The organism is Pannonibacter sp. XCT-53 (assembly GCF_009915765.1).
Taxonomy (GTDB): Bacteria; Pseudomonadota; Alphaproteobacteria; order Rhizobiales; family Stappiaceae; genus Pannonibacter; species Pannonibacter tanglangensis.
The window spans coordinates 2714745-2730734 of sequence record NZ_JAABLQ010000001.1 but is presented as its reverse complement, the minus strand read 5'-3'; the positions used below and the strand labels follow the sequence as shown (position 1 = coordinate 2730734).

Annotated in this window: 19 protein-coding genes and 1 riboswitch; of the genes, 10 read left to right on the top strand and 9 right to left on the bottom strand. The window is 67.3% G+C overall.

The features are described from left to right. Nucleotides 1–68: 68 nt before the first annotated feature. Nucleotides 69–533 carry a group III truncated hemoglobin gene (locus GWI72_RS12160; protein WP_161676473.1) on the bottom strand — a complete coding sequence of 155 codons (465 nt, stop codon included), beginning with the start codon at nt 531–533 and terminating at the stop codon, nt 69–71. 344 nt (nt 534–877) lie between these two features. Between GWI72_RS12160 and GWI72_RS12155 the strand changes: the two genes are divergently transcribed. The 4 genes from GWI72_RS12155 to GWI72_RS12140 all read left to right on the top strand — a co-directional run bounded on the left by GWI72_RS12155 (nt 878) and on the right by GWI72_RS12140 (nt 5398). Further along, the gene (locus GWI72_RS12155; protein ID WP_161709171.1) at nt 878–1987 is read left to right on the top strand and encodes a glycosyltransferase; all 1110 of its coding nucleotides are present in this window, start codon (nt 878–880) and stop codon (nt 1985–1987) included. A 4-nt stretch (nt 1988–1991) separates the two neighbouring features. Continuing rightward, nucleotides 1992–3536 carry a glycosyltransferase family 39 protein gene (locus GWI72_RS12150; RefSeq protein ID WP_161708780.1) on the top strand — a complete coding sequence of 515 codons (1545 nt, stop codon included), beginning with the start codon at nt 1992–1994 and terminating at the stop codon, nt 3534–3536. Nucleotides 3537–3647: 111 nt separating this feature from the next. Beyond that, on the top strand, nt 3648–4445 hold the full coding sequence (locus tag GWI72_RS12145) for a ChbG/HpnK family deacetylase (RefSeq protein ID WP_161676471.1): 798 nt from the start codon (nt 3648–3650) through the stop codon (nt 4443–4445). Between the two features lie 263 nt (nt 4446–4708). Beyond that, nucleotides 4709–5398, top strand: coding sequence for a cyclic nucleotide-binding domain-containing protein (locus GWI72_RS12140; protein WP_161676470.1), 690 nt, complete (start codon nt 4709–4711; stop codon nt 5396–5398). Nucleotides 5399–5488: 90 nt separating this feature from the next. Here the strand turns inward: GWI72_RS12140 and GWI72_RS12135 are convergent, their stop codons facing one another. Then, the gene (locus tag GWI72_RS12135) at nt 5489–5932 is read right to left on the bottom strand and encodes an RrF2 family transcriptional regulator (protein WP_161676469.1); all 444 of its coding nucleotides are present in this window, start codon (nt 5930–5932) and stop codon (nt 5489–5491) included. Nucleotides 5933–6024: 92 nt separating this feature from the next. On the opposite strand from GWI72_RS12135, the gene GWI72_RS12130 reads away from it, so the two are divergent. The 4 genes from GWI72_RS12130 to GWI72_RS12120 all read left to right on the top strand — a co-directional run bounded on the left by GWI72_RS12130 (nt 6025) and on the right by GWI72_RS12120 (nt 7387). Next, complete coding sequence (locus GWI72_RS12130; RefSeq protein WP_161708779.1) at nt 6025–6519, top strand: group III truncated hemoglobin; 495 nt, start codon at nt 6025–6027, stop codon at nt 6517–6519. Beyond that, nucleotides 6512–6730 carry a hypothetical protein gene (locus GWI72_RS12125; protein ID WP_161708778.1) on the top strand — a complete coding sequence of 73 codons (219 nt, stop codon included), beginning with the start codon at nt 6512–6514 and terminating at the stop codon, nt 6728–6730. Before GWI72_RS12130 ends, GWI72_RS12125 begins: the two co-directional genes overlap by 8 nt. Next, the gene (locus GWI72_RS20325) at nt 6723–6857 is read left to right on the top strand and encodes a hypothetical protein (protein WP_280116343.1); all 135 of its coding nucleotides are present in this window, start codon (nt 6723–6725) and stop codon (nt 6855–6857) included. Before GWI72_RS12125 ends, GWI72_RS20325 begins: the two co-directional genes overlap by 8 nt. A 134-nt stretch (nt 6858–6991) precedes the next feature. Then, the gene (locus GWI72_RS12120; RefSeq protein WP_161676992.1) at nt 6992–7387 is read left to right on the top strand and encodes an acyl-CoA thioesterase; all 396 of its coding nucleotides are present in this window, start codon (nt 6992–6994) and stop codon (nt 7385–7387) included. A 167-nt stretch (nt 7388–7554) separates the two neighbouring features. Here the strand turns inward: GWI72_RS12120 and GWI72_RS12115 are convergent, their stop codons facing one another. The 4 genes from GWI72_RS12115 to GWI72_RS12100 all read right to left on the bottom strand — a co-directional run bounded on the left by GWI72_RS12115 (nt 7555) and on the right by GWI72_RS12100 (nt 11267). Continuing rightward, nucleotides 7555–7863: a hypothetical protein gene (locus GWI72_RS12115; protein WP_161676466.1), complete on the bottom strand. Its 309-nt coding sequence runs from the start codon at nt 7861–7863 to the stop codon at nt 7555–7557. 47 nt (nt 7864–7910) lie between these two features. After that, nucleotides 7911–8022: riboswitch (SAM-I-IV-variant riboswitch) on the bottom strand. Between the two features lie 280 nt (nt 8023–8302). Beyond that, the gene (locus GWI72_RS12110) at nt 8303–9007 is read right to left on the bottom strand and encodes an ABC transporter ATP-binding protein (RefSeq protein ID WP_161708777.1); all 705 of its coding nucleotides are present in this window, start codon (nt 9005–9007) and stop codon (nt 8303–8305) included. After that, entirely contained in the window at nt 9007–10248 is a 1242-nt protein-coding gene (locus tag GWI72_RS12105) for an ABC transporter permease (protein WP_161708776.1), read from the bottom strand. Before GWI72_RS12105 ends, GWI72_RS12110 begins: the two co-directional genes overlap by 1 nt. Further along, entirely contained in the window at nt 10245–11267 is a 1023-nt protein-coding gene (locus GWI72_RS12100) for an efflux RND transporter periplasmic adaptor subunit (RefSeq protein WP_161708775.1), read from the bottom strand. Before GWI72_RS12100 ends, GWI72_RS12105 begins: the two co-directional genes overlap by 4 nt. A gap of 176 nt (nt 11268–11443) precedes the next feature. On the opposite strand from GWI72_RS12100, the gene GWI72_RS12095 reads away from it, so the two are divergent. Beyond that, entirely contained in the window at nt 11444–12457 is a 1014-nt protein-coding gene (locus GWI72_RS12095; protein ID WP_161676462.1) for a hypothetical protein, read from the top strand. A gap of 40 nt (nt 12458–12497) precedes the next feature. On the opposite strand, the gene GWI72_RS12090 is transcribed toward GWI72_RS12095, so the two are convergent. Beyond that, nucleotides 12498–12701 (bottom strand): SlyX family protein, encoded by a 204-nt coding sequence (locus GWI72_RS12090; RefSeq protein ID WP_161676461.1) that lies wholly within the window; start codon nt 12699–12701, stop codon nt 12498–12500. A 153-nt stretch (nt 12702–12854) separates the two neighbouring features. Between GWI72_RS12090 and GWI72_RS12085 the strand changes: the two genes are divergently transcribed. Beyond that, nucleotides 12855–13559 carry a glutathione S-transferase N-terminal domain-containing protein gene (locus GWI72_RS12085; RefSeq protein WP_161708774.1) on the top strand — a complete coding sequence of 235 codons (705 nt, stop codon included), beginning with the start codon at nt 12855–12857 and terminating at the stop codon, nt 13557–13559. 420 nt (nt 13560–13979) lie between these two features. Here the strand turns inward: GWI72_RS12085 and groL are convergent, their stop codons facing one another. Both groL and groES read right to left on the bottom strand, forming a co-directional pair. Next, nucleotides 13980–15623 (bottom strand): chaperonin GroEL, encoded by a 1644-nt coding sequence (groL, locus tag GWI72_RS12080; RefSeq protein WP_161676459.1) that lies wholly within the window; start codon nt 15621–15623, stop codon nt 13980–13982. Nucleotides 15624–15683: 60 nt separating this feature from the next. After that, nucleotides 15684–15971: a co-chaperone GroES gene (gene groES / locus GWI72_RS12075; protein ID WP_161676458.1), complete on the bottom strand. Its 288-nt coding sequence runs from the start codon at nt 15969–15971 to the stop codon at nt 15684–15686. Nucleotides 15972–15990: the final 19 nt, after the last annotated feature.

The window sequence follows — 15990 nt, the reverse complement described above, 5'->3', positions numbered from 1 at the left end:
GCGGGTGCGGGCCTGCGCCGGCGGCGATCACGCGGGCGAGGGCAGGGGCCCCGGCGCTCTGCGGCGTGTCAGGGCGCGGCCGGCTGCGGATCGCCGAACAGGAAGCCGGGCGGCCGGTCGAACGGTGTGCCGAGCATGGCCAGCCACAGGCTGGTTGCGATCTTCTCCGCCTGCCGGATGACGACGGCAGCGGCCTGCGGATCGGGAAACACCTCGTGCGCCGTGGTCCGGAACAGGGCGAGCCATTGCCGGAAGTCGTCGGTCTCGACCTCGCGCCGGATCTGCAGGTGCGCCGGCACCGGACGCCCCTTGTACTCGCCGCTCTTCAGGAGCACGGACGCCCAGAACAGCTTCATCTTGTCGAGATGCGCCTCCCACTGGCCGGCCATGCGCGCGTCGAAGATCGGGCCAAGCCGGGCGTCGGCCCGGATCCGGTGATAGAAGGTGTCGACCAGCGTCGCGATCTGGTCCCGGCTGATGGCCGCATGCAGCGGCACGCGGGACACGGCAGGGCGACTGTCGAGCGGATCCATGCGGGGCCTTTCCTTGCTGCGGCGCGCAGGCACCCTAGCGGGGGACGGAGCGGCAGGCCAGCCTGAAACCGGAGCCGCGACACCGCGACGCCTGCCCTGCCGATCGACCGCAAGCCGGGGCAGGGCTGGCGGCCAAGCTTGCAAAACAGCGGCTATTGGCTATGTTCCGCGCGCAATTGGCAAGCGGCGCCCCGCATCCGGGGCGTCTGGACCTGCGACAACGGACCGTCTCCATGGAAGTGAATGCCTCGCATCAGGCCGGCCTGGCGCCGGATCCGGTCACGGGTCCGGACCGCAGCGCGACCGCCGGCCCGATCGGTGACCCGGCTCTTGCTCCGGCCGGCATGCCCGTGGAGGCGACCGGGCGGTCTGCCGAGCTGACCGTCGTGCTGCCGACCTACAACGAACGCGCCAATGTGCCGCTGATCGTCGAGGCGTTGCGCCGGGCCCTGGCCGGGGTTGACTGGGAAGTCGTGTTCGTCGACGACAATTCGCCCGACGGGACGGCCGCCGCCGCGCGCGCCATCGCGGCCACCGACCCGCGGGTGCGGGTGATCCGCCGCGTTGGCCGCCGGGGACTGGCGGGGGCCTGCATCGAGGGGATGCTGTCGTCCTCGGCCCCGTTTGTCGCCGTCATGGACGCCGACCTGCAGCATGACGAGACGCTGCTGCCGCGCATGCTGGCCGCCCTGCGCGGCGGCGACGCCGACCTGGCGGTCGCCAGCCGCAAGGCGGAGGGCGGCGCCATCGGCGAAGGCCTGTCGCGCACCCGCGCCGCCGGCTCCAACCTGGCCAATGCCCTTGCCCAGAAACTGCTCAAGGTCTCGCTGACCGACCCGATGAGCGGCTTCTTCATGCTGCGCCGGCAGGTGATCGACGAGCTTGCGCCGCGCCTGTCCTCGCAGGGCTTCAAGATCCTGCTCGACATCGTGGCCAGCGGCGAGGGCCGGCTGCGCATCGTCGAGTTTCCCTTCGTCTTCCGTGAGCGTCAGGAGGGCGAGAGCAAGCTCGATACGCTCGTGACGCTCGACTATCTGGGTTTGCTTGTGTCCAAGTTCTTCGGCGACCTCGTGTCGGTCCGCTTTCTCATGTTCTCGCTCGTCGGGGCCAGCGGCGTGCTGGTGCATCTGGTCGCCCTGCGGGGGGGCATGCTCGGCCTCGGGCTGGAGTTCAACGTGGCCCAGACCTTCGCCACTTTCGTCGCCATGACGACGAACTTCCTGCTCAACAACCGGCTGACCTACCGCGACCGGCGTCTGACCGGGTTTGCCATGCTGCGCGGCCTCCTGACCTTCTACGCGGTCTGCAGCGTTGGCGTGCTGGCAAATGTGGGCGTTGCCAACCTCATCTACGAGAACGAGCCCGTCTGGTGGCTGGCCGGAACCGCTGGCGCCGCCATGGGCGCGGTGTGGAACTACGCCGCCTCCTCCGTGCTGACCTGGCGCAAGGCGTGAGACGATGGCGGCCACCGGTCTCTCCCCGCTGACCGCTGCGCAGCCCGCCCGGCTGCCCGGCTGGGCAAGCCCGCGGTCGCTCATGATCCTCGTCACGCTGCTGACCGTGTTCCGCCTCTGGACCGGAGCCAATGCCGGCCTGGTCGAGGACGAGGCCTATTATCGCCTCTGGGGGCTGTTTCCGGCAATCGGCTACTACGACCACCCGCCGATGGTGGCCTGGTGGATCTGGCTTGGCCAGGCGCTGGCCGGTGACACGGCGCTCGGCCTCAGGCTGATGGGCATCCTGTCGGCGGCCGTCGGATCGCTGGCGCTGTGGCGCATGGCCGACCTCCTGTTCGGCCGGGTGGTCGCCGGCTATGCCGTTGTCTTCCTCAACGCCACGCTTCTGGTCGGCATCGGCGGCATCCTGATCACGCCGGATGCGCCGTCGGTCCTGTTCTGGGGGCTGACGCTCTGGGCCCTTGCGGAGCTTGTGACCTCCGGGCGTGCCGGCTGGTGGCTGGCCGTCGGTGTCTTTGCCGGCCTCGGGCTCCTGTCGAAATACTCGGTGCTGTTCCTCGGGGCCGGGATCGTGCTCTGGCTCGTTGCCGTTCCCTCGGCGCGACGCTGGTTCCTGAGCTGGCAGCTCTGGGCCGGCGGTCTGCTGGCGCTGGCCCTCTTTGCGCCTGTCCTCGTGTGGAACCATGCCAATGACTGGGCCTCGTTCTACAAGCAGTTCGGCCGTGCCGGGCGCGGCGAGGGGCTGACGGGCCGCTACATCTTCGAGTTCATCGGCGCCTTCGTCGGGCTCATGAACCCGCTGATCGCCGTGCCGGCGGTCGGCGGCGCGGTGCTGCTGGCGCGTCGGCTGCGCCAGGGAGAGGCCGCGGCCGGGCTGCTGCTGCTCACCTCGCTGCCGTTCCTGGCCTATCTCTGCATCCACGCGCTGCAGTCGCGCGTGCAGGGAAACTGGCCGGCCCCCCTGTTCCCGGTCGCCTGCGTTCTGGCCGCCGTGTTCGTTGCGGCCGCGTCCGGGCAGATCTGGCGCAGGGTCGCGGCGGGCGCGGTGCTGCTGGGCCTCATCCTCGGCGTGCTGGTCCAGCTGCATGCGGTCGATGCCTTCACCGGCCGGTTCGCCCGCAAGGATCCGACCTTCCAGCTGCGCGGCTGGCCGGAGATCACCGGCGAGGTGGAGCAGATCGCGGCACAGGAGGGAGCCGCCTATGTGGCGACGACCGCCTATGGCATGACCGGCCAGCTCGCCTACGGGCTCCGTCACGCCGGCCTGCCGGTCGTGCAGCTCAACGAGCGCATCCGCTACCGCATGATGCCCGCCCCGGATCCGCAGCGTCTGGCCGCCACCGGGCTCTATGTGGCCGAGGCGCGGCGGGACGAGCAGGCCTGGTTGACAGGCCGCTTCGAGGAGGTGACGCGTCTGGCCACCCTGACCCGCACGGTCGAGGGCCGGCCGCTGGAGGATCTCGTCGTCTACCGCCTTGTCGGTCCGCGCGGCGACCCGCTCGAACCGATCGACCCGTCCGCCTGGCTGTCGGGCAACGCCCCCTGATCCGGCAAAGCCGCATCACGCGCCGGAAACCTCCGATATCATTGCCTTTTTGCCCATGAAGCCTTAGTCAGAAGGCAGGGATCTCGCAGGGGCATGCGGGAGGGGGCAGAGATGAAGCGGATCACCCTGGCGGCGGTCGACTACGGGCTTGCCTTTGGCGTCGACCGGGCGATCCGGGATCTCCTGTCGGCGGGACGCCTCAGCGCCGTCGCCTGCCTTGCCGCCTCCGACCTGTGGAGCCGGGAGTACCGGCCGCTGCAGGAGGTCGCCGAGGCCGTTGGCGGCCATGCCCTGATCGGCCTCAATCTCGTGCTGAGTGATCCCAACCTGCCGCCGCAGAGCGAGCGCTGGCAGACCACCTTCGGCGCGCGCTTCCGGTCTCCGGCCTGGTATGCCCGCCGCGCGCTGACCGGACTGCTGCCCGACGAGGTCATCCAGGCCGAACTGGAAGCGCAGATTGCCCGGTTCACCAGCTTCTGGGCCGGCCCGCCGGAATTCGTGTCGCTGCGCAACGGCCTGATGCGCCATCGTCCGCTGGCGCGGCTTGTGATTGCGGCGTTGAAGGCACAGGGCGTCACGCCGCAGCCGCTGCTGATCTATCCGCATGCCGACGGCTGGGAAGCCCGCCGCTTCGCCCGGTTTGCGGCCCGCGCGGGGCTGACAACCCTGCCGTGCGGCCCGCGCCTGCCGGATCTGGAGGAGGAGGCGGCGCTTCAGGCCGCCTTGCGGCTGCATTTCGACGGCCTGCCCGATCGCGCCGTGGTGGTCTGCCGGCCAGGCGAGGCCGATGACCGGTTGCGGCGGCTCGAGCCGCGCAGCGACATCCGGATCCGGGAGGTCCAGCGTCGCGTTCTGGCCAGCCAGACGTTCTTCAACACGCTGGCCGAGAAGGATGTTTTCCTCTACTGAGACAAACGAAAAAGCAGCCCCGCGGGGATGGGGCTGCTCTTCGGAAGGCGACAGGTTTGGGATCTGCCGCCGGTTCAGCTTGCGCTGACACATCGCGCGGCCCCGCCGGACCCGGATGCACATGAGGAACACGGCTGCCGTCCGCTTCCCTGCTTGTACATATAGGCAGAGTTTGAGACAGTGCACGTGATACGGGTCACAGGATTGCGGGCAGGCAATCCGGGCCGCTGACCGGAAACAGGCGTGCTGTGGGGGCGACGGCCGTGGCGGATCTCGCTGGCTTTTTTGAGAACAGTTTTTCGCTGCAGGGTCTGCCTTGCGACCTTGCCGAGGGGCTGACGAAGCTTGCGCGGCCGATGAAGGTCAATGCGGGTGCCATCCTGTTCGAGGCCGGGGATCCCGGCAACGGCTGCTACGCCATCCTGGAAGGCTCGCTCAAGGTCTCCATCCTGTCGGTCGAGGGCGACGAGCAGCTGCTCGCCGTGCTCGGACCCGGGGACGTGGTCGGCGAACTGGCGCTGCTGGACGGGCGTCCACGCTCCGCCACGGTGACGGCGCTGAAGGCAGCCCGGCTCGCCTTCATCGACAAGCTTGCCTTCGAGCGCTTTGCCGACGAGAACCCGCAGCTGTACCGGCACATGCTTGCCATCGTCGGCAAGCGCCTGCGGCATTCCAACGACGTGCTGGCGGCGCGCTCCTTCCTGCCGCTTCCGGGCCGTGTCGCCCAGACGCTGCTGCAGCTGTCGGAAACCTTCGGCAAGCCGCTCGACAATGGCCGCATCCTGATCCACTACAAGCTGAGCCAGTCCGAGATCGCCAACATGGCAGGCGCGGCGCGCGAGAACGTCAGTCGCGTGCTCAACGACTGGAAGCGCCTCGGCACCATCACCCGCATTTCCGGCTATTACTGTCTGGAACGGCCCGAGATCCTGCAGAAGGCTGCAACGCTCTGACGCAGGTGACCTCTCCGGCGCGCCTCAGGTCCTGACGCGGCCGCAGGCTGGTCCGGGGGACCCGGGCAATCTCGCCGGGCGCAGGTGCTGCTACCGGGCCGGAGGCAGGGGCGCTGCCGCGGGTCGCGCCGGCTGCGTTCCCGGCAGCACATCGGCCAGCGTGTTGCTGTCCAGACTGTCGATGAAGGCGTTGGTTGCGCGGGCCATGGCCGATTTCAGCGCGCAGCGGGGCAGGAACACGCAGTCCGCCGGCCCGTCCTGAAGACAGGCAACCACGCCGAGATCCGGTTCCATTTCACGGACAACCGCGCCCAGCCGGATTTCTGCCGGGTCCTTGCGCAGGGTGAGGCCGCCGCCGCGCCCCCGGCTCGTGGCCAGAATGCCCGCCCGTCCGAGATGCGCGACAATCTTCATCACATGCGACTTGGACAGGCCAAGGGTCACACTGAGGCCTTCGACGGTCTGCGGCGTTCGGGTCTGGCCCAGATGGACGAGGATCCGCAGGGCAAAATCGCTGGCTTGGCTCAGGCGCATGACGTCCTCAAACATTCATTTCAGATGTTGATTTTAGTCGAGCGGCGTGCGATATGAAACATGCATCTTAAATGAATGTTTGAGGCAAGCGCATGCACAAGCTTTCCGACAACGCCCCTGCGGGCCACCCTGACGACGGCGCCCTGCCGCGCCGTGGTCTGGCCGACCAGCCGGGCCTCGCTCCCGAGCAGATCGCCCGTCTCGTGGACCGCTTCTATGCCGAGATCCGCCGCCATCCGCGGCTCGGTCCGATCTTCGAGCGCCGGCTTGCCGGCCAGTGGGACAGCCATCTCGCCCGGATGACGCAGTTCTGGGAATCGATCCTGCTGCAGACCGGTACCTTCAAGGGCCGGCCGGTGCCCGTTCATCTGGCGCTCGCAGACATTCGCCCGGACGACTACCCGGAATGGCTGGCGGTGTTTCGCCCCGTGGCCCGGGAGGTGTTCGGGCCGGAAGCGGCCGGCGCCGTGATCGAGCGGGCCGAACGGATCGCCACGACGCTGCAGGCCTTCACGTTCCTCGAGCCGACCGACGTCCGACCGGGCGATGGCCGGTCATGCCCCGACGCAGGAGCCTCCCATGCTTGAAGCCGTTGTCCTTGCCGCCGAACTCCTGACGCTCGGCTGGTTCCTCGTGTTCTCGGGCATGCTCCTGTCCATGTATCTGGACTCGCGCGGCATGGAGCTGCCACGCCTCGACGGGATCGGCCGCAGCCTGATCCTGAACGCCAGACTGGCCTTTGCCGCCGGCGGCCTCGCCTTGCTCGTTCTCGCACTCGTGGAGTTTGATCTTGTCTGAGTTTCCCGAACCCGCCACCCGGGACTTCATCGCCCGGCGCAGCATCCGCGTGCTGCCCTTCGTCCTCATCTGGGTCGCCGCGCCCATGCCGCTGTGGCTGATGCTGCTGTTGCAACTGTTCTACTGAGTGGCGCCCGACCGAAGGCCCTGCCGTCGTCACAGGCAGGCGCCCGCCTGCAATCTGCGCATTTCTTCCCGGACGAATTCAAGTAGGCTCGGCACAGGTGATTTGCCCGGAGACCAGCCTTGAACGCAGAGACGATGCCGATTGCAGAAGATGCCCCGACCGGCGACCTGACCCTTCGCACCATGGCCATGCCGGCGGACACGAATGCCGCTGGCGACATCTTCGGCGGCTGGGTGCTGTCGCAGATGGACCTTGCCGGCGGGATCGCAGCCGGGCAGCGCGCCGGCGGACGTGTGGTGACCATCGCCGTGGACAAGATGAAGTTCATTCGCCCGGTGCATGTCGGCGACGTTCTCTGCGTCTATTCGCGCGTCGGCCGCATCGGCCGCACCTCGATGGAGATCCATCTCGAGGCCTGGGCCCTGCGTCACCGCTTTGGCCACCGCGAAAAGGTGACGGAGGCCACCTTCACCTTCGTGGCTGTCGATGACGACGGACGTCCGGTCGCCGTGCCGCCCGTCGCGGGCTGAGGGCCGACGGCCGACCCCGACCGATCGAACACGGTCGCGGCCAGGCCATGACGGGCCGTGCCGGCCCGACGGATGCCGTTTCGACGCGGACCCGCAAGGGATCGGTCACAGGCGAGGGCCCGCGTCCGGAGGCAGAACGGTGAAAGGGGAGGCAGGATCCGCTGCGATCAGCCGCGCAGGATCTGTTTGGCGCGCCTCTCGAGGTCGGCATAAAGGCCTTCATCAATGGCCTTGCTGCAACCGGACTCCCAGAGGGCAAGCTGGTCTTCGACCCGCGCCTCACGCTCGTCGGCGGACAGCGGCGCAAGCGGTCTTGTGATGGCAGTGCGCAGTTTGAACTGGCGCATCCGCTGCAGGACATAGAATTCCGAGGCGGTCAGCTGGGCATGGGCATGGGAAACGCCCAGATCCAGGGACAACACCCCGGATACGACAATCTGGGGGACGGCAGTCACGGCTACATTCTCCTTCGACATTAAAAAATCCTCCGTCGGTTGCCCGAGGAGGACTGGCGCATGTCAGCATTCAACCGCTTGGTTGCCGGAAGCACAGCTTCGGCCACATCCCTCTGCGGAGACCACCTTGCCCGGTCAGGCAGGTTGGCGAGGGCGCCAGCCCTTCTCTTGATGATGGCGGCCTTATGCCATGAAGCAGGTGCAGGGTCAATCACCGCGGCTCCGGATCGTGGATCTCTCTAGAAGCTCTCTCGGTGTCGTCAACAAGCCGTTAACGCAAGGTCAGACGGCAGTCCCGGGATGAACTGCAGACAAGCGGGACGCACGGCGCGATGACCCTGCGCAGGTCCGGGCCGCTGCCGGCCTCCTCGCCAGCTGGATGCTTGACCTTGACCAGAGGTGCGGCGACGGGATCTCGGCGCCGGCGAAGGCCGGGCCTCCTCAACCTCCGGATGGCCGATCACGCGCCGGGCTGCGGCTGCATCTGGTCCTGGTCGATCCGGCCGTCGACCAGATGCAGCCGCCGGTGCATCCGCGCGGCCAGCTGCATGTCATGGGTTACGGCAACGACCGTGGTGCCGTCTTCCTTCACGATGCGCTCCAGCGCCAGGAACACCTGCTCGGTGGCATGGGAATCGAGGCTGCCGGTCGGCTCGTCGGCAAGGATCAGCCGCGGCCCGTTGGCCAGCGCGCGGGCCACCGCCACCCGCTGGCGCTGCCCGCCCGACAGCTGGTCCGGCCGCCGGTGGGCGAAATCGGCCAGGCCAAGGCTGGCCAGCAGATGATATGCCCGCTCGCGCGCCGCCGCCCGCGACAGGAGGCCCAGCTTGCGCATCGGGATCATCACGTTCTCGAGCGAGGTGAATTCCGGCAAGAGGAAGTGGAACTGGAACACGAAGCCGAGATCCTTGAGGCGCAGCCGGGCGAGACTGTCGCTGTCCAGATCCCGCGTGCTGTCGCCCAGCACCGTCACATCGCCCGATGTCGGCCGGTCCAGAAGGCCGAGCAGGTAGAGCAGCGACGACTTGCCCGAGCCCGAAGGGCCGGTGATGGCCACGAATTCGCCCTGACCGATGCGGATCGTGATGTTCTCCACCAGGGTCACGGGCACGGTGGCCGGCAGGATCCGTGTCAGCGCATGTGTCTCGAGCAGGGCCGGGGCCATCAGCTTGCCCCCCGGATGATGTCGACGGGGTTCAGCGCCGCCGCCCGGCGTGCCGGCAGGTAGCCGGCAATGGCCGAGGAGGCCAGGGCCAGGGCCGAGGCGATCACATAGTGCAGCGGGCTCATGTAGATGGGCAGATGTGTCACCTCGACCGCGTTGCTGGCAAAGGAAAACGTGATCGAGGCCATGTAGCTCGACAGGGCAAAGCCCAGCAGGCAGCCCCCGGCGGCGCCGAGACTGCCGATGAGAACCCCCTCGAAGACGAAGACGGCCTGCATGTCCCGTTCGGCAAAGCCGAGCGATTTCAGGATCGCGATGTCGCGCGCCTTCTCGTGCACGATGGTCGAGATGATGTTGAAGATGCCGAAACCGGCCACCAGCAGGATCGCGCCGACGACCGTGTACATGATCACGTTGCGCACGGCGAAGGCCTCCATCAGGCCCTCGTTGGCCTGCTGCCAGGACACAGCCTTGTAGCCCAGCAGACGCTCGGCACGGGCGGCAACCGCATCCGCCTCGTTGATGTCGCGCAGGTGGATGGCGATCCCGTTGATCACGTTCTGCCGTTCCATCAGGATCTGCACGGCCTTCAGCGGCGCATAGGCGAGACCTTCGTCGCTGCCGGTGACGCCGGTGTGGAACAGGCCGACGATCCTGAACCGCTTCGCAAGACCGGAGGCGGAGGTCAGCGTCACGGTGTCGCCGACCCCTGCACCCAGCCGCGTGGCCGCCGTGTCGCCGAGGATCAGCCCGTTGGCTGTCGCCGCCAGATCGTGGAAGCTGCCCTGGCGCATGTCCTCGGCAATCTTCGACACCCGCACCTCGGCGGCCGGGTCGACGCCCCGCAGGGACAGGCCGAGATCCTGTCCGGCATAGCGCAGCACCGCCTGTCCCGTCAGTCGCGGCGCCAGGTCGCCGTCAACCCAGTTGCGCAGGGCAGTTATAGCCTCTGTCGGATTGCGGATGCCCCGGGTGTCCTCCACCGGTCGCAGCCCGTGGAAGGCGACCGCCGCATAGGCCGTGGCGGCGGGCTGCGGGGCCGGGTTGCGCCGGTCGTCGGTGACCTCGACATGGGCGATGGCGTCGATCAGGGCCGTGACGAAGTCCCGCTGCGATCCCTCCATCAGGCTCGCCATGGCGACGGAAAAGCCGACACCCAGGGCCACGCCCAGCGTCGAGACAAGGGTCTGGCGCAAGCGCGCCCGGACATGGGTAAGGGCGATTTCCAGAAGCAGCATCATGGCTTTGCGCCATCCGTATCGGCAACCGGCGCGATCCTCTGTCCAGGTTTCAGGTCATCGCGGAACGGGGAGACGAGCCGGGCGTCCGGGTCGAGACCGGACAGCACCTGGCTGGCCTCCACACCCCTGATGCCGATGCCGACCGGCTGGCGCGCCAGCGTGCCGTCGTCCGCGACCGTCAGCACCTCGGTTCCGTCAAGCGCCGCGGTGGGGACCAGCAGCGCGTCGGGAACCTCCCGGGTGACGATGTTGAGCTCCACCGTCATGCCCACCCGCAACGGCGTGTCCTCGGGCAGGGCGAGATAGACCCGGTAGTTCTTCAGCACCGGGTCGCCCATCGGCGTGATGCGGTCAACCGTTGCCGTCAGCGCCTGGCCGGGAAAGGCATCGGCCCGGATCAGCGCCTTCTGTCCCGGGGCCACCTGGGGGATGTCCTCCTCGTTGACGTCGGCCACGAGGCGCAGCGGTGACGGCTGGCCGATCCAGAACAGGATTTCGCCCGGCGCCACGACTTCGCCGACGGAGCCGTCCTGCCGCAGGACGAGGCCGGAAATGGGCGCGCGGATCGTGTAGTCGTTCAGCCGTTCCCGCTGCGCCGCCAGAAGGGCGCTGATCTGGGAATATTCGCTGAGCGCCTTGTCATAGACCTGCTGGCTGATTACCCGCCGCTGCATCAGTTCCAGCGCGCGTTCCTGTTCGCTGAGCGACAGGCTCTGGCGGGCCTCCAGTTCCTTCAGCGTGGCCCGGGCATCGCCGGCGTCCAGTTCCGCCAGCACGTCGCCCGCGCGGATGCTGCGCCCTTCGCAGTCGCACAGTTCGACCAGGCGTTCCCGCAGCAGCGAGGTCACCTTCGCCCAGATGACCGGCTCGACACTGGCCGTTGCATAGACGACATCGGCCGCCGTCCCGCGCGAGGGGGAGACGACGGCGACCTCCGGCGGGCGGTTGGTCCAGAAAAGAAAGGCCGCAACGGCGGCGGCGACGGCGAGAAGCACCAGGGCAGGTTTGACAATGCGCATGCAGCGAGCCTCGCGCGAATGACCGGCCCTGACAATGGGCAAAGCGCCCGGCGACCGCCTTGCGGCAGGTCAAGGGCCAGCGCCGTCCGCTCACGCGCCGGGTGCCGGCGCGTCCTGGCTGGAAGAGCCACTGCGTGCGGTCGCCTCCTGCGGCCGCCCCGATGCGAGGACCAGCCATGCCGGCCCAGGATGATCCCAGTCTCAGCATGATCAACGTCAACAATGCGGGCTTCGGCACCCTGCGGCTGGATCCGGCCGCAGAAGCCGGGAACTACCGCGACCACCTCCTGCCGGCGCTCAGCCAGATGCCGAGTGTCTACTATGGCACCGCCCTGGCCACCCTGTCGGTGCGTCTGCGGCCGCTGCACGAGCACGGGTTTGTCGCGACCGGCGCGAGCACCCGGCTCTACTTCGCGGTGGCGGGGATGCTGGACGACATGCAGAACCCGCGCACGGCGCTCTCCACCAGCTGGGAGAATGTCGGCGGTCCGGTCATGAAGAGCCGCTACTATGTCTACGCCCGCCTCGGGGTCTCCGGTGGCGATGTCCTGACGTCGGTCGCGGCGTTGCAGGCCGGCGCCGAGCAGGTCAGCACGGCCGAGCTTGTCGCGGCCAACGGGGCGAGCAACGTCAGCGGTCCCACCCGCGTCGCCTATGTCACGGACGGTGCGCTTGCCGGAACCTTCTGGGCCTTCAAGCATGCCGGCTGGCGCAGCTCGATCCTGCCGGACGCGGTCAACCGCCGCTACCGTCCGCTCTGCCTGATGGACTTCCGGATTGATCCGGCCCAGGTCGGCGCCGCCCGGGCAGACGGGGCTGACTTCGGTGCGACCCTGGCGCTGGTGCCCGCCGCCCGCAACCAGGTCCATCTCGGTCATGGACTGATCGACGTCCAGAACCTCAGGGCCTTCTATCAAGGGCAGACCTATGCCAGCCCGGTCGGGAACGTGGCCGGAAACACGATCTGGACCAACTTCAACCGCCTCGGCACCTATCAGCAGCGCGCCTCGTACCAGGGGTTCGACGGGGTGGCCGTGACAGGCCCGCTGATGCGCGGCGGCGAGCAGTACTTTCCGCTCGGCTACTTCCGCACCTTCCCCGTTCTGGCTGCGGGCCTGCCCGCGAACGAGATTGCCCAGCGGCAATGCGGCGTCGTTGCAGCCATGATCAACGGCTTCGTCAACGCCTGAGACCGGCAACGGCGGACCCTGTGCCTGCCCGTGGCTCGCCTCAGTAGTGTGGCGGCTTGTCGATGCGGTGCTGCGGCAGGCCGACCTCGATCAGCTCCTCGATCTGGTCAGTCATCTCGAGCAGCCGGCGCGTCAGGCGGTCGATCTGCCGGCCCTGTTCGATCACGACGGCGTTCAGCTCGTCGATGGCATGGTTGGCATGCGCAAGGTCGATCTCGAGTTTCTCGATCCGCTCTTCGGACATGACGGCTCCCCTGTGCTCGCTCCCGACCAGCGCATACGCCGATTTTCGGATCCGGACAAGGCGCACCCTTGGCAAGTCCCCGGGACCTGCTAGATGCTTTGGCGTGCCTGCCTTTTGTCCGCAGTTTGCGGACGCCTTACCGAAAGCGACGCCATGACCAACCTTGCCGATTTTCCCATCACGCGGAAGTGGCCGGCCCAGCATCCGGACCGCCTGCAGCTCTACTCCCTGCCGACGCCGAACGGCATCAAGGTCAGCGCCATGCTGCTGGAGACCGGGTTGCCCTACGAGGCGCATCTGGTGGATTTCGCCAGCAACGACCAGATGACGCCCGAGTTCCTCTCGCTCAATCCGAACAACAAGATCCCCGCGATCCTTGACCCGAACGGTCCGGGCGGGCGGCCGCTGGCGCTCTGGGAATCCGGTGCGATCCTGATCTATCTGGCCGAGAAGACCGGCCGCTTCCTCAGCCCGGACCCCGCGCTGCGTCACGAGACGATCCAGTGGCTGATGTGGCAGATGGGCGGGCTTGGCCCGATGTCCGGCCAGCTCGGGTTCTTCCACAAGTTCGCCGGTCGGGATTATGAGGACCGCCGCCCGTTCGAGCGGTACCGCGACGAGGTCAGGCGCCTGCTCGGCGTGCTGGATCAGCGCCTCGATGGCCGGGAATGGATCATGGGATCCGACTATTCCATCGCCGACATCGCCTGCTGGCCGTGGCTGCGCACGATCTCGGGCTTCTACGAGGCAAGCGAGCACGTTGACCTGGCCAGCCGCAAGAACGTGCTGCGCTGGTTCGAGGCCTGCATGGCCCGCCCGGCCAGCACGCCGGCCACCAACATTCCCCCGCGCCCCTGATCTCGCGGATCGGGTCGTGACACCCTGAACGCCTGGCCCAGACGCCTGACACAGACGCCTGACACAGACGCCTGGCCCAGACGCCTGGCACAGACGCCTGACACAGACTGGGCGGACAGGAAATATCGGGAGACGGCCCGGCTGGTCCGGGCCTTTTCACGGCCGAAGGCGCGTCTCATGCGCGCCGTCCAGACACGCGAACGAGAAAGGGCGGCCCGAGGGCCGCCCTTTCCGCATTCAGCTGATGATCGGGTTATGGACTTCTTGGAAGTCCATGCCGCACCCCGTGCCCGCTGCAGGGCGGGCACAGGACTTAAGCTGATGGTCGGCTTTATGGACTTCTTAGAAGTCCATGCCGCACCCCGTGCCCGCTGCAGGGCGGGCACAGGACTTAAGCTGATGGTCGGCTTTATGGACTTCTTAGAAGTCCATGCCGCCCATGCCGCCCATGCCGCCGCCGCCCGGCATGGCCGGCGCGTCCTTCTTCGGCAGCTCGGCAACCATGGCGCCGGTGGTGATCAGCAGACCGGCGACCGAAGCGGCGTCCTGCAGGGCAGTGCGCACGACCTTGGTCGGGTCGATGATGCCGGCTTCGATCATGTTGACATAGGTCTCGGACTGAGCGTCGAAGCCGAAGGTGACGTCGTTGCTTTCCATGACCTTGCCGACAACGATCGAGCCTTCGACGCCGGCGTTCTCGGCGATCTGGCGGATCGGGGCTTCAAGAGCGCGCAGGACGATCTTGACGCCAGCCTGGATGTCGGCGTTGTCGGAGGTCAGCTTCTCGACGGCAGCCTTGGCGCGCAGGAGAGCGGTACCGCCGCCCGGGACGATGCCTTCTTCCACGGCCGCACGGGTCGCGTTCAGGGCGTCGTCGACGCGGTCCTTCTTTTCCTTCACTTCGATCTCGGTCGCACCGCCGACGCGGATGACGGCAACGCCGCCAGCCAGCTTGGCCAGACGCTCCTGCAGCTTCTCGCGGTCGTAGTCCGAGGTGGTCTCCTCGATCTGCGCCTTGATCTGGGCAACGCGGCCGGCGATGTCGTCCTTGGAGCCCGAACCATCAACGATGGTGGTGTTTTCCTTGGAGATCGAGACCTTCTCGGCGCGGCCGAGCATGTCGAGGGTGACGTTCTCGAGCTTGATGCCGAGGTCTTCGGAGATGACGGTGCCGCCGGTCAGGATGGCGATGTCTTCCAGCATGGCCTTGCGGCGGTCGCCGAAGCCCGGAGCCTTGACGGCAGCGATCTTGAGGCCGCCACGCAGCTTGTTGACGACGAGGGTCGCCAGGGCTTCGCCTTCGACGTCTTCAGCGATGATGAGGAGCGGCTTGCCCGACTGCACCACGGCCTCGAGGACCGGCAGCATCGACTGCAGGTTGGAGAGCTTCTTCTCGTGCAGGAGAATGAACGGCTTCTCCAGCTCGGCGAGCATCTTCTCGGCGTTGGTGACGAAGTACGGGGACAGGTAGCCGCGGTCGAACTGCATGCCCTCGACGACTTCCAGCTCGGTCTCGAGAGACTTGGCTTCCTCGACGGTGATCACGCCCTCGTTGCCGACCTTCTGCATCGCCTCAGCGATGTCACGGCCGACCTGCTTGTCGCCGTTGGCCGAGATGGTGCCGACCTGGGCAACTTCTTCCGAAGTGGTGATCTTCTTGGAAGAGGCGATCAGGTGCTTGACGGCTTCGGCAGCGGCGAGGTCGATGCCGCGCTTCAGGTCCATCGGGTTCATGCCGGCGGCAACGGCCTTGGCGCCTTCCTTGACGATGGCCTGGGCCAGAACCGTCGCGGTGGTGGTGCCGTCACCGGCGATGTCGTTGGTCTTCGAGGCCACTTCGCGCACCATCTGGGCGCCCATGTTCTCGAACTTGTCTTCGAGCTCGATTTCCTTGGCGACGGAGACACCGTCCTTGGTGATGCGCGGTGCGCCGAAGGCCTTGTCGAGCACGACGTTGCGGCCCTTCGGGCCGAGGGTCACCTTCACGGCGTTGGCGAGGATGTCCACGCCGCGCAGCATCTTTTCACGGGCATCAGCGCCGAACTTTACGTCCTTAGCAGCCATTTTCTCGTCTCACTTGTAACTTGGGTTGATGTCGGAACGATCAGGATATCCGCCAGAAGATCAGGCGATCACACCCATGATGTCGGATTCCTTCATGATCAGCAGGTCTTCGCCGTTGATCTTGACTTCGGTGCCGGACCACTTGCCGAACAGCACGCGGTCGCCAGCCTTAACGTCAACCGGGATCAGCTCGCCGTTGTCCTTGCGGGCACCCGGGCCGACGGAGACGACTTCGCCTTCCTGCGGCTTTTCCTTGGCGGTGTCCGGAATGATGATGCCGCCGGCGGTCTTCTCTTCCGAGGTTACGCGACGAACAACGACACGGTCGTGCAGCGGACGAAACGTCATTTGGCTCTTTCCTCTCATG